Annotated in this window: 10 protein-coding genes; 7 read left to right on the forward strand and 3 right to left on the reverse strand. The window is 35.2% G+C overall.

Annotation, left to right across the window (positions count from 1 at the left end):
* Window positions 1-93 precede the first annotated feature (93 nt).
* On the forward strand, window positions 94-588 hold the full coding sequence (locus GYM76_RS04880) for a GNAT family N-acetyltransferase (protein ID WP_220226090.1): 495 nt from the start codon (window positions 94-96) through the stop codon (window positions 586-588).
* 55 nt (window positions 589-643) lie between these two features.
* Window positions 644-1369 carry a rhomboid family intramembrane serine protease gene (locus GYM76_RS04885; protein WP_220226091.1) on the forward strand — a complete coding sequence of 242 codons (726 nt, stop codon included), beginning with the start codon at window positions 644-646 and terminating at the stop codon, window positions 1367-1369.
* Between the two features lie 50 nt (window positions 1370-1419).
* Here GYM76_RS04885 and lolE read toward each other — a convergent pair whose 3' ends face one another.
* Genes lolE through lolC form a run of 3 tightly spaced genes read right to left on the reverse strand, consistent with a single transcriptional unit; the run spans window position 1420 to window position 4559 of the window.
* Window positions 1420-2658, reverse strand: a complete 1239-nt coding sequence (gene lolE, locus GYM76_RS04890) for a lipoprotein-releasing ABC transporter permease subunit LolE (RefSeq protein ID WP_220226092.1) — start codon at window positions 2656-2658, stop codon at window positions 1420-1422.
* Between the two features lie 13 nt (window positions 2659-2671).
* Window positions 2672-3364, reverse strand: a complete 693-nt coding sequence (lolD, locus tag GYM76_RS04895) for a lipoprotein-releasing ABC transporter ATP-binding protein LolD (RefSeq protein ID WP_065563449.1) — start codon at window positions 3362-3364, stop codon at window positions 2672-2674.
* Window positions 3357-4559 carry a lipoprotein-releasing ABC transporter permease subunit LolC gene (gene lolC / locus GYM76_RS04900; RefSeq protein ID WP_065734904.1) on the reverse strand — a complete coding sequence of 401 codons (1203 nt, stop codon included), beginning with the start codon at window positions 4557-4559 and terminating at the stop codon, window positions 3357-3359. The genes lolD and lolC overlap by 8 nt, the downstream gene beginning before the upstream one ends.
* Before the next feature lie 153 nt (window positions 4560-4712).
* Between lolC and mfd the strand changes: the two genes are divergently transcribed.
* The 5 genes from mfd to mmuM all read left to right on the forward strand — a co-directional run bounded on the left by mfd (window position 4713) and on the right by mmuM (window position 13735).
* A complete protein-coding gene (gene mfd, locus GYM76_RS04905; RefSeq protein WP_220226093.1) occupies window positions 4713-8162 on the forward strand; it encodes a transcription-repair coupling factor in 3450 nt (1149 codons plus the stop codon).
* 25 nt (window positions 8163-8187) lie between these two features.
* A complete protein-coding gene (locus GYM76_RS04910) occupies window positions 8188-9720 on the forward strand; it encodes a DUF945 family protein (RefSeq protein ID WP_220226094.1) in 1533 nt (510 codons plus the stop codon).
* Between the two features lie 104 nt (window positions 9721-9824).
* Window positions 9825-11204 carry a DUF945 family protein gene (locus GYM76_RS04915; RefSeq protein ID WP_220226095.1) on the forward strand — a complete coding sequence of 460 codons (1380 nt, stop codon included), beginning with the start codon at window positions 9825-9827 and terminating at the stop codon, window positions 11202-11204.
* A gap of 213 nt (window positions 11205-11417) precedes the next feature.
* Window positions 11418-12809 carry an S-methylmethionine permease gene (mmuP, locus tag GYM76_RS04920; protein WP_220226096.1) on the forward strand — a complete coding sequence of 464 codons (1392 nt, stop codon included), beginning with the start codon at window positions 11418-11420 and terminating at the stop codon, window positions 12807-12809.
* Window positions 12809-13735: a homocysteine S-methyltransferase gene (gene mmuM, locus GYM76_RS04925; protein WP_220226097.1), complete on the forward strand. Its 927-nt coding sequence runs from the start codon at window positions 12809-12811 to the stop codon at window positions 13733-13735. The genes mmuP and mmuM overlap by 1 nt, the downstream gene beginning before the upstream one ends.
* Window positions 13736-13756 lie beyond the last annotated feature (21 nt).

Below are 13756 nucleotides of genomic sequence, written 5' to 3' on the forward strand. Positions count from 1 at the left end.
TTTTCTTTTTTTAGCTATTAAATCGCCTTTGGTTGCTTGTACATAATAAAGCCATTACAATTATGCAAAACTAATCACTTTTCTTTTAACCTTATGATTACTTACACAGATGCAACTTTAGATGATTTGCCTTTTATCGTGGATGTATATAATTCAACAATTGCTAGTCGCCAAGTTACAGCTGATTTACAGCCGGTGTCTGTTGAAAGTCGTTTAGCGTGGTTTGATCAGCATAATCCACAAAAACGCCCACTTTGGTTAATCAAATATCAAAATCAATCTTGTGGTTGGGTGAGCTTATCATCATTTTATGGTCGCCCGGCTTACGATAAAACGGTTGAAATTAGTTTATACATTCATCAAGATTTTAGAGGGAAGAAAATCGGCCAAGCCACAGTGACACAAATTGAATCATTTGCAAAAAAAGTCGGTATTCAATCCATACTTAGCTATGTTTTTGGACACAATACGCCTAGCATAAAACTATTTGAAAAACTTCATTATCAACATTGGGCACTACTCCCCAAAATTGCCGAACTTGATGGCGTCAAACGTGATTTAGTTATTTTGGGTAAGCATCTGGATTAACACATTTATCTAACTTAGTTATGATTTATTTTTTTTCAAAAGGGATACTCCACACATGAGCAATCTAAGAAATCTTCAATATTTATTTCAACAAGCAAAGATTACGAGTATTTTAGTTCTGCTTAATGTTGCATGGTTTGTTATTTCTCATCTACTTGATTCTCGTGGTTTTTCAACATATATGGAAAACGCCTTCTTGATTGACTGGGGTGCTGATGTTGCTCAGTTAACTTTTTCTGGTGAATATTGGCGTTTATTTACCAATATCTTTGTACATGCAGGATTAGCTCATCTTGCTATGAATATGTTAGCATTATGGAGTGTTGGGATTGTTTTAGAACGATTAATCCCACCATTTTCTTTTATTGGTATCTACTTATTGTCCGGCTTATTTGGTAGCTTAGCGAGTGACGTTTCAACCATTCGTCATAGTGTTATTAGTTGTGGTGCTTCGGGGGCTATCTTAGGTATTATCACTGCACTGCTTGCTTATTCGCTCATCAATCGTACCGATCTGCAAGAGATGCCTATCAAGTCTATTGTAATCAGTTTATTTCTGACTCTGGGATTAGGTTTGTTACCTTCTATTGACAATATGGCGCACATTGGTGGTGCGATTACAGGGTTTATTCTAGGTGGGATAGTTACGGTATGTTTGAAAAAATTTCGCTATCAAAGCAATATTTACACTCTATTAATCTTAATCCTCTTTGCGGCATCGTGTTTGCTGTTATATTCAATTTATCAATATTATAAAACAACATATGGTTTTAATTATTAAAAATAAAGGCGCAAATTGAACTTTACGCCTTTATTATTTTATCTGATTTATTAATAACTACTTAGCACTCGAGCCGGATCAATTTTATACGCTCTTCGAGCTGGGTAATAGCTGGCAATCAAACTTAATAACATTGCTGTAATAAATACAATGACAACATCAAATAAATGAATTTCAGATGGTAAAAAATCAACAAAATAGATGTTGCTATTTAAGATTTTATGTCCCATCATCGACTCAAAAACACCCATTATGTTTGAAAGTTGCCATGAAACGATAACGCCAAGCACCACGCCAATCACACTACCAATCAAACCTGAAATTACACCATACCAAATAAAAATACGTTTTATAAGATTATTGGTTGCGCCAAGTGTTTTAAGAATAGCGATATCTCGTTGCTTATCTTTAACTGCAATAACTAGCGTCGATACTATATTAAAACAAGCAACGCCAATTACGACAATCATCGCTAAATACATAATTTGTCGAATCATTTGAATATCACGATACATAAATCCAAATGTACGTTCCCAACTATTAAAATCGAGATTCTCTTCAAGATTCAACGTTGCCTGGCCAATAATATCACTAGCTTGATAAACATTATCTACATTGATCATCAATCCTGTGACACTGTCACCAATATTGAGTAGCTTTTGTGAATCAGTTAAAGGTAATAAAGCCATATTGTTACTCAATGAACCACTAAGATCTAAAATACCATGTACTTGTAAACGAACTCGACGAGGTGGTTTAAGTTGTTCTGGATTGTTTGAAACCGGAATAAGCAAAGAAACCCACTGCCCTTCTTGAACTGCAAGTGATTTAGCTAAACCGGCACCTAAAATGATTTGTTGATTATCGGCTTTAAAATCTTGCCATTTATTATTAAGTACATAATTAGGTAATGCACTTATCTTCTTTTCTTGTTCTGGGTCAAGCCCTTGCACTTCAACCGCACCAAGCTTGCTACCATTTTCAATCAATCCCGTAAAACTAACAAACGGCATGGCAGATACAATACGTTTATTTTCTTGCAGTTCAGTTTGAATATGTTCCCAATTTTCCAAATTGCCCATATGAGAATAAACTTGTCCATGAGGCACGACCGATAAAACTCGATCATTCAATTCACGCTCAAAACCATTCATGGCACTTAAGCCAATGATCAGCGCAGCAATACCTATAGCAATGCTCAGAGTTGAAATAATTGATATCAACGAAACCATACCGCTTTTACGGCGTCCTTTACGGAATTTTATGGCTGTGATTAATGATAAATTCATAATCCATTTACCTTTATTTCACCGAATGAGACAACTGCCCATCACTCATAATCAATTGATGATCGAGTTGATTTGCTAAAGCGAGATCATGCGTCACCACTAAAAAAGCCGTACCATGTTCACGATTAAGTTTTATCAGTAACTCAAAAATTGAATCAGCTGTTGATTTATCTAAGTTACCCGTTGGTTCATCAGCCATCACGAGTGCAGGATTATTAATCAACGCTCGTCCTATCGCAACGCGTTGACGTTCACCACCTGATAGTTCAGATGGACGATGATTAGCACGTTTAACTAGATTTACCGACTCTAACATCGCCATAGCACGTTTTTTAGCTTCGCTAGGTGATGTGCCTCCAATCAACAAAGGCATTGCTACATTTTCAAGCGCAGTAAAGTCAGGCAATAGATGGTGGAACTGATATACAAATCCAATTTCTTGGTTACGCAAATGTGCTTTTTCTTGTTCTGATAAGCGATTCAGTTGTTGAGATTTAAATGTGATTTCACCTGAAGTTGGTTTGTCTAATCCACCAAGCAAATGCAACAAAGTACTTTTACCTGAGCCAGAGCTACCAATAATTGCCAGCAATGATTTAGGATAGATATCAAACGAGACATCTTTTAATACCTCGGTCACCATTTTGCCTTCTTTATAGGTTTTATAGAGATTTTTAGCTGAAAGAAGTGGCTGTGAATTATTCATAACGTAAAGCCTCGGCTGGTTGGATATTGGCTGCACGATATGCAGGATAAATAGTTGAAATTAGCGATAACATAAGTAATCCGAAAATAATAAATATAATTTGTGCAGGTTCAACTAGCGTTGGTAATTCAATACCAGCAAAGGATAAACCAAGCACCGACATCAACTCATTTAAATATGAGGCAAGTAACAAACCAATGGCGCTACCTAATAAAGTTCCAATGACACCTGAACTAGCACCTTGAATAATAAAAATCAGCATAATCTTAAAGCGTGATAAACCCTGCGTTTTTAATATGGCCACCTCGCCTTGTTTTTCCATAACTAACAAGCTAAGCGAAGTAATAATGTTAAATGCCGCGACAATTACAATTAAACTAATCAACAGCCCCATCACATTTTTTTCCATCTTAATAGCTTGGAACAGCTCACCTCGTTTTGCTCGCCAATCGGTAAACACCAAGTCTTCAGGTAATGGATTTTTTGTTACAGATGAAATTTCAAGTGGATGAGCTAAAAATAGACGCCAGCCACTAATATTATTAGCAGGATAACGTAATAAATTTCTAGCATCAGTTTGATTGATATAAATTAACGCTTGATTGATATCATGATTAACGGAAAACAACCCGCTCACGGTAAATAAACGTTGGGAAGGAATACGCCCTACTGGTGTAATCTGACTGGCATCGGTGACCATCAAGCGAATCTTATCACCAACTATCACCCCTAATTGATCGGCTAACGTCTGCCCTAATATTACATTATAGCTACCCGCCTGTAAGGTATCGATTGAACCAGCATAAACATAATCTTCAATCGGATCGTGGTCGTCAACAGTAATCCCCATTAAGGTGCTAACCGTGATACTTTGTTGGCTTTGTAAAACCACATCACCGGTAATAATCGGCGTTATCCGCTCAACACCTTGGATATTTTCAAATTGCGATGAAGTGATAATACTAGAATCAATTTTACCTGTTTTAGAGGTAATTTGTGCTTGAGGAAAAAACTTTAAGATACTATTTTGCATCTGCTCTTCCAGCCCATTCATTACCGACAATACCACAATTAAACCGATAGAACCAAGCATAATTCCAATCATAGATAGCCAGGAAACAAAGCGGCCAAAACCATCGTTTTTTTGCCCATATACATAGCGTAAACCAATATAAAATACTAATGGACGAAATATCTTTGACATAATAGTTATTAAATACCTGAAGTTTTCAATCAACTTTTTAAATTTTAGTTGCTTATCATACAGGATTAAACAGTTATAGAAAACAACCATATAATTACGTTATAATATCACGATAACTTTGTCGCAATTATCTATTATTCCAACATGCCTAATAATATTTCTAGCATCATTCCTAAAAAATCAGGTGAAGTTAAACAAGTTGGTCAACTTGTCGGTTCTTCATTATCTCAATTTTGTGCGCAAGTCATTGACGCACATGATGGTTTAGTGGTGATTGTTACAGATGATATGCAACAAACAACTCGTCTCCATGAAGAGCTAAAACAATTTTCACACTATCCGTCGATCTTCTTCCCCGATTGGGAAACGCTTCCTTATGATAGCTTCTCACCGCACCAAGATATCGTGTCAGAACGATTATCTTGCCTTTATAATCTAGGGCATTTGACCAAAGGTGCATTAATCTTACCAATTAATACGCTTATGCAAAAAGTTTGCCCGCAGAACTATTTAGGTGGGCATGTCTTTATGATGAAAAAAGGCTTAGCCATAAGTCGGGAAAATCTACGCTTGCAACTTGAAAATGCGGGTTATCGTTCAGTTAGTCAAGTCATGGAACATGGTGAATATGCTACTCGCGGAGCATTATTTGATATCTATCCGATGGGCAGTGAAAGTCCTTACCGCATTGATTTCTTTGATGATGAAATAGACAGCATTCGTACCTTTGATGTCGAAACTCAACGGACTCTCGATGAAATTACCGAAATTCAACTACTACCTGCTCATGAGTTTCCTTTTGATAAAACATCAATAGAATTGTTTAGAAGCCAATGGCGAGAGAGATTTGAAGTAAGGTTAGATCCTGAAAGTATCTACCAACAAGTCAGTAAAAATATTTTACCAACCGGTATTGAGTATTGGCAGGCATTATTCTTTACTGAACCGCTCACGCCACTATTTAGCTATTTTTTATCTAATACACTGATCATTAACACTGCTAACATCGAACAGTTTGCTAATAAATATTGGCAAGATATTACTCAGCGTTATGAGAGCCGAAAAGTCGATCCTATGCGACCGCTTTTAGAACCAACAATTATTTGGTCAAAAACCGATGAAATCTTTGCTCATTTCAAACACTATCCACGAATTACGGTTTCACGCGCTCAAATCACTGAATCGAACAAAAGTATTAATTTACCATTTAGTTTACTGCCTGAAATAGCTATACAGATTCAGCAGAAAAATCCCTATTCACATTTTGAACAATTTACTCAAAATTTTAATGGCAGGATTATTTTTTCAGTCGAATCGGAAGGTCGAAAAGATGCATTGCTAGAAATATTAGGCCGTATAAGAATACATCCAACCACCATCACTCAACTTAGCCAACAATCGGATAACCGTTATTGTTTAATGATTGGTGCTAGCGAACAAGGTTTTATCGATCATCAACAAAATTTGGCCTTTATTACTGAAAACGAATTATTGGGCCGTCGAGTTATTCGCCGTAAGAAAGAGAGCAAGCAGGCAATTAATACTGACAGTTTAATCCGTAGTTTAGCAGAATTAACACCAGGTAAGCCTGTTGTACATCTTGAGCATGGTGTTGGTCGCTACGCTGGTTTAACCACATTAGAAACAGGTGGTATTACTGCTGAATACCTTATTTTACTTTATGCCAATGATACTAAACTCTATGTACCCGTTTCATCGCTAAATTTAATTAGCCGTTATTCAGGTGGTGATGAAGAAAATGCTCCACTCAATAAATTAGGAACTGATGCATGGAGTAAAGCTAGACAAAAAGCTGCCGAAAAAGTACGAGATGTTGCAGCTGAATTGTTAGATATTTATGCTGAACGCGAAAGTAAGCCAGGCTTCGAATTCAAACAAGATCGTGAACAATACGAGCTGTTTTGCCAAGCTTTTCCTTACCAAGAAACGGAAGATCAGCAAAATGCCATTGGTGCTGTTATTGGTGACATGTGCTCACCTTATGCTATGGACCGATTAGTTTGTGGTGATGTTGGTTTTGGTAAAACCGAAGTGGCAATTCGTGCTGCATTTTTAGCGGTGATAAATCATAAACAAACCGCAGTTTTAGTCCCGACTACTTTACTTGCACAGCAACATTATGAAAGTTTTTGTGATAGATTTGCCAATTGGCCAATACGCATCGAAAGTTTGTCACGATTTAAAACCGCTAAACAGCAACAAGCTATAATTCAAGAACTCGCTGAAGGTAAAATCGATATTGTTATTGGCACCCATAAACTTTTACAAGAAGATGTAAAATGGAAAGATTTAGGGCTTTTAATTGTTGATGAAGAACATCGCTTTGGTGTTCGCCAAAAAGAGCGTATTAAAGCGATGCGAGCCAATATCGACATATTAACCTTAACGGCTACCCCTATTCCTCGAACGCTAAATATGGCAATGAGTGGTATGCGTGATCTCTCAATTATCGCTACACCACCTGCTCGCCGATTAGCGGTAAAAACCTTTCTTCGAGAATATGATAACTTAGTTATTCGTGAAGCCATCTTGCGTGAAATTTTGCGTGGTGGTCAAATTTATTACTTACACAATGACGTATCAGATATTGAAAATGTGGCTGAAAAGTTAGCTGAATTGGTACCTGAAGCACGAATTGCAGTTGGTCATGGGCAGATGCATGAACGCGATTTAGAGCGCGTAATGAATGACTTTCATCATCAACGATTCAACTTATTGGTGTGTACTACCATTGTCGAAACCGGAATCGACATCCCTAATGCCAACACCATTATTATTGAAAGAGCCGATAAATTTGGTTTAGCACAATTACATCAATTGCGTGGTCGAGTTGGACGCTCATATCACCAAGCTTACGCTTATTTATTAACACCACACCCTAAATTACTAAGTAAAGATGCTAAAAAACGTCTTGATGCTATCGCTACATTAGAGGACTTAGGTGCTGGTTTTGCTTTAGCTACACATGATCTTGAAATCCGTGGTGCAGGCGAATTATTAGGCAGTGATCAAAGTGGGCAGATTGAAACAATTGGTTTTAACCTTTATATCGAATTACTTGATGATGCCGTTAAATCTCTTAAGGAAGGCAAAGAACCGACTCTTGAATCATTACTCAATAATCAACAGACCGAAGTTGAGTTACGATTACCAACGTTGATTCCTGATGATTTCATCCCCGATGTCAATACTCGATTGTCACTATATAAGCGAATTGCAAGTATCGAAAGTTTAGATGAATTAACCGATATTCAAGTCGAAATGCGCGATCGCTTTGGTCAGCTACCTGATCCGGTACTTTTTTTATTAGAAACAACGAAAATCCGTTATCAAGCACAAAAATTAGGTATTACAAAAATTGAATTTGGTGAAAAAGGTGGTTTTATTGAGTTTGGATCTAACAACAAAATTTCAGTTGATTATTTAATTGAAACAATTCAAAAATCACCAAAAAATTATCGCTTGGAAGGAACAAATCGATTAAAATTACTCAAAGCTGATTTAGAGCGCATTGAACGCATTGATTATATTAAAAGTTTATTAGCTGATTTTGCTGAACATCAAGAAAAATAGCTCGAAATATACAGGAACATAAGAATTGAAAAAAACAATATTAACTATTATTACTATTGCTATATTAACCATTATTACTATTGCTATATTAGGCTATATTTGTATAGCATGGCATACAGGTATCGTAATAGAAAAGGAACTATACAATACGTTACCCGAAACCGTTGCAAAATTTAACAATGCGCAAAATATCTTTAAGTTAAACATTTCCCATTCTAATCATGAAAGACATCTGTTTTCAACCAAAACACACATCTATATGACGTTAACACCCAAAGATGGAAGTTCAGAGGATGTATTAACGTTAGCTGATAAAGATTTTACTATTCATCATGGACCATTCCCAATTGCAGCTTTAAAACAAGGTATATTTTCACCACAACAGGCTTGGATTGATTATGAAATCAGCCAAGAAGCTAAATCTGCGTTATGGGAAGCTATGGGAAATCAACCATTTATTACTGGCTACATTAGTTTGGATTATAGTAATAATCTGATCATGAAACTTTTTAGTCGAAAATTTAGTGAAAAAAGGGAGTTCGAAACTAATATTAATCTTGAATACGAATTAGGTAATGGTAGTTTTACATTTATTAGTAATAATGATTCCCCTATACCTTCGATAACGCTGGATTTAGATAGATTTCACACCAAAAAAGCTAATGTATATTTCACTTTAGATAAGCTTCACATTGAGTTTGCTGGCGAAAAACAATCAACAAATACTCATTATTTATTGAGTTTAGATTCTTTAAATACAAATCTAAGAGATGCTTTTTTCAATCCTGATTATGACTTTACTAAGTCCGATAATGACACTTTCTTAATAAACAATCTAAAAGTAGATAGCACTATTGATTCCAATAATCAAAATATAACCTTACAAGCTAACCTCGATAAGTTTACCTTAATTCCTGAGTCAGACGATAAACGACCTGCTATAAAAGTAAATAAAATTTCAGTCAATCAGAAAGTTAATTTTGGTGATAGCCGTACTCTAAATGGCTTTTTTAGCGGTAGTATTGATTCGATCTTATATGGACAACAAGAGTTAGGAAAAGCAGAAATAAATATTGATTATCAAGGGTTAGATAAGGCGGAATTTGGTGCAGCGTTTATCGATGAAGATACTCAATATAATCAACCTATCAATAGTCGATTTGAGTTAAAAAAATTAAATTTACATAATGATAATGGTGACATCAATATCAAAGGTTTACTTGATGTTACTAATCTTAATAAAATTTATATAATTAACGATCCGTTAGATAACATCAATAACTTTACATTACACGTGAACGCCCCACTTAACGTACTAGCGCGTACATTTGCTCAATATTATTCTCCTAATAATAGTGGTATAACAGAGGATCAATTTAATAAATCTAAAAAAATAGTCCAAGACATATTGGCACATATGTCTAATGATTCGCCATTATTTACCTTTAGTAAAGACGGAGAGCAAGGTTTATTTATTGATATACTTCAAGATAGCAATGATGTTAATATTAATGGAAAAATTTATAATAAAAGTGATGTATTGGAACTATTAAAATAATAATGAATTAAAACCCAATTAGTCTTAAACCCGAAGTAAAAAGCAGTAAAAATTATTAATTTTAGAAAAGTAACTAACAAGTAATAGAAATTAAGAGAGTAAAAATGAAGAAAACAAAATTAGCAGTTGGTGTTATTGCAATATTAGGTTTGGGGTATGTTGGTACTGCATGGTATACCGGAAATGTAATTGAAAATGGTCTTGATGGCACATTAAAAAATTTAACCCAAAAAGTTAATAGTTTACAAGATAATTTTAATGTACAAATCACGCATACAAATGACGAAAAAAGCCTTTTCTCAACTAAAACACACATAAAAATAGCTGTAATTAAGGACTCAAAAACAGTTGTATTATACGATGATGATGTGATTATTCATCATGGTCCTTTTCCAATTGAAGCGTTAAAAAATGGCGTATTCACACCACAACAAGCTTGGGTTGAATTTCAAAATAGTGAACAATTTAATCCTGATTTATGGAAAAAAGCGGGCAATCAGCCATTTATGAAAGGTCATATAAGCCTGTCTTACTCTGACTTCATAGACTATAACATATCAACTCAACCAATTGTACTTGATTTGAAAGATATCGGAGTTGAAGATGCTGATGGTAAACTTGATCTTGGTGAGATAAATTGGCGTGCTTCAGGAAACATTAATTTTGTTGCCCCATCAATTTCGATTGAAGCAAGTAAAATTAATTATCAACATGATGCAGATAATCAATTAAAAATAACCAATTTAAAAGTTGTTAACGATGCAGATTTTCAAAATAAATATACTTTAAATGCTAGCGTTGATGATTTCTATTTTAATTTTGAATCGGCCAGAGATACACCAGAAATTTCTCTGAAAAATTTAGCTTGGAATTATGTGTTAGAAGCAAAAGAGAGTGGCTTAAATGGTGATTTTGCATTCAAGATTGGTTCATTTAAATATGGTAAACAAGACATAGGTAATGGTTCGTTTGAATTTGATTTTGAAGGATTAGATAAATCTTTTTTAGAAATTTACCCAGAAGCAGCGCCGTTTTTAGCTAAAATTAAACATAGTTCACCTAATACCAAAATAAACATCAAAAAAGTCAATTGGCACAATGCAGTCGGTGATTTTAACTACAGCGCATTTTTTGATGTTTCTGATTTCACTATAATGTCAAGTTTCAGATTGGCTCAAAATATCGATCAACTTAACCAATTTAAAGTAAATCTTGATGCACCATACAAAGTTATAGCACGTATTAAGACTCAATTTGATAATCCAGAAAATGAAAATATTTCTGAACAACAATTTGAGTCTGATGCTAAACAAATGCAATTCATCGTTGAAAGATCTTTCAATAGATCTCCATATCCAGCAATTTTATTTAAAAAAGGAGATGTGGAAGGTATATTCACTGAAATTGAATACACTAAACAAAGTGGTCAATTCAACCTTAATGGCAAAAAAATGAGTTTTCAAGAGCTTCAAAACCATTTTTAAAAGTTAAACTCTTTATCACTAATTTATCCCGCCACCTTTTGGCGGGATAGCTTCAATAAACAATTTATTTGTAAATCCGATACATATTATTTGATTAGTTATATCAAATCACAAAATGAAGTATTTGTTTAAACAATGATAGATGAATATTTAAATCATAATTCAACTTACTTAGAATTATGAATTCTTTTACTTTAACTGAAAATAAATTTTATGAATAAACATTCTTCTGTTAGTAATGAAAATCAATTTAAACGCACCATGAAAACTCGGCATTTAATTATGCTATCTTTAGGTGGTGTAATTGGGACCGGTCTATTTTTTAATACCGGTTATATTATTGCCACTGCTGGCGCAATTGGTGCAATCATTGCCTATTTAATTGGCGCATTAGTCGTTTATCTTGTCATGTTATGTTTAGGTGAACTTGCTGTGGCTATGCCTGAAACGGGTGCCTTTCATACCTATGCATCTCGATTTATCAGCCCTGCTACAGGCTATACGGTAGCCTGGCTTTATTGGTTAACTTGGACTGTCGCATTAGGCTCAAGCTTTACCGCTGCCGGATTGTGTATGCAATACTGGTTCCCGCATGTCCCTGTATGGCAGTGGTGTTTAGTTTTTTGCTTAGTCATTTTTATGTTGAATATAATTACTGCACAATTTTTTGCCGAAAGTGAGTTTTGGTTTTCGATAATAAAAGTCATCACTATCGTAGTATTTATCATTGCCGGAAGCGCAGCTATTTTTGGCATAATTCCGATGAAAAATGATATGCCAGCTCCATTTTTACATAATATTACCGAGTATGGCTGGTTCCCTAATGGTATTACGCCAATAATTATGACCATGGTATCAGTTAATTTTGCTTTTTCTGGAACCGAACTTATTGGTATAGCTGCTGGTGAAACCCATCAGCCTGAGAAATCGATTCCATTAGCGATTAAAACCACTATTTTCAGATTAATCATCTTTTTCGTCGGTACAATTTTTGTATTAGCAGCGCTACTTCCAATGGAGCAAGCTGGTGTAATCAAAAGTCCATTTGTTGAAGTGTTCGAAAGTATTGGTATCCCCTATTCGGCTGATATTATGAATTTTGTTATTTTAACCGCTATTCTATCTGCCGCTAATTCTGGACTATATGCTTCTGGTCGGATGTTATGGTCATTATCCAATCAAGGCACATTACCTAAATACTTTAGTAAACTAAATAAAAAAGGTATTCCAACCACAGCTATTGCCGTTAGTATGATTGGCGGTTTATTAGCGCTGTTTTCTAGTGTCATCGCCCCAGATACGGTGTTTGTCGGCCTAACCGCGATTTCTGGATTTGCTGTGGTGGCGGTTTGGTTAAGTATTTGTGCTTCTCATTACTTTTTTAGAAAACAACTTTCATCTTCTGACATTGAAGGTCTCAAATATAAAGCACCTTTATACCCATTAGTACCAATTTTAGGCTTTATTCTATGCTTAGTTGCTTGTGTTGGTTTGGCATTCGATCCAGAACAGCGCATCGCGCTTTATTGTGGTATTCCATTTGTGGTGTTTTGCTATATTGCCTATCATGTTACCCGAGCTTATCAACAACGAGTAAACCGATAATGTTTAATCCAATATCATTCAACCAAAATATCATAATTGACGGTGCTTTAGCTAGTGAGTTACAGCGCCGTGGCTGTGATCTTAATGATAGTTTGTGGTCAGCCAAAGTATTAATAGAACAACCCGATCTGATTAGGCAAGTTCATTATGACTACTTTAAAGCTGGTGCAGATTGTGCAACCACAGCCAGCTATCAGGCATCACCTTTAGGGTTCGCTAAAAAAGGGATATCTTTAGATGAATCTATAAAGCTTATCAAAAAAAGTGTCGAGCTGGCTCAACAAGCAAAAGAGCAATATTTAACTCAGATTGGTAAAAATAAACCACTATTTATAGCTGGTTCAGTTGGTCCTTATGGTGCTTATTTAGCTGATGGTTCAGAATACACAGGCAACTACCAATTAAGTGAAGAAGAATTTATCGAGTTTCATCAGATCCGAATACAAGCACTAATCGATGCAAAAGCCCATATCCTAGCTTGCGAAACCTTACCCAATTTTGCTGAAATTAAAGCGCTTGTTAAAGTACTGAAACAGTATCCAACAATGACAGCATGGTTCTCATTTACCTTAAAAGATGCTAATCACCTTAGCGATGGCACTCCATTAAAAGAAGTGATCGATTATCTAAATAACGTTGATCAAGTGGTTAGTGTTGGTATTAATTGCATTGCCTTAGAAGAAGTAACTGCCGCATTAACCGTATTACAAACCTTAACTAGAAAACCTTTGATTGTTTATCCAAACTCAGGTGAACAGTATGATCCAACTACCAAACAATGGCATAAAACTCACCAACACAACTGTACTTTCAAAAACCAATTACCAACTTGGTTAAAATTAGGTGCTAAATTGATTGGCGGATGCTGCCAAACTACACCTAAAGATATTGCTGAAATTGCTGACTATTTAAAAAGCATTAAATAGTGATTCAATCTGTAAGGAATA

This window comes from Gilliamella sp. ESL0443 (assembly GCF_019469165.1).
In the GTDB taxonomy this organism is placed as follows: domain Bacteria; phylum Pseudomonadota; class Gammaproteobacteria; order Enterobacterales; family Orbaceae; genus Gilliamella; species Gilliamella apicola_E.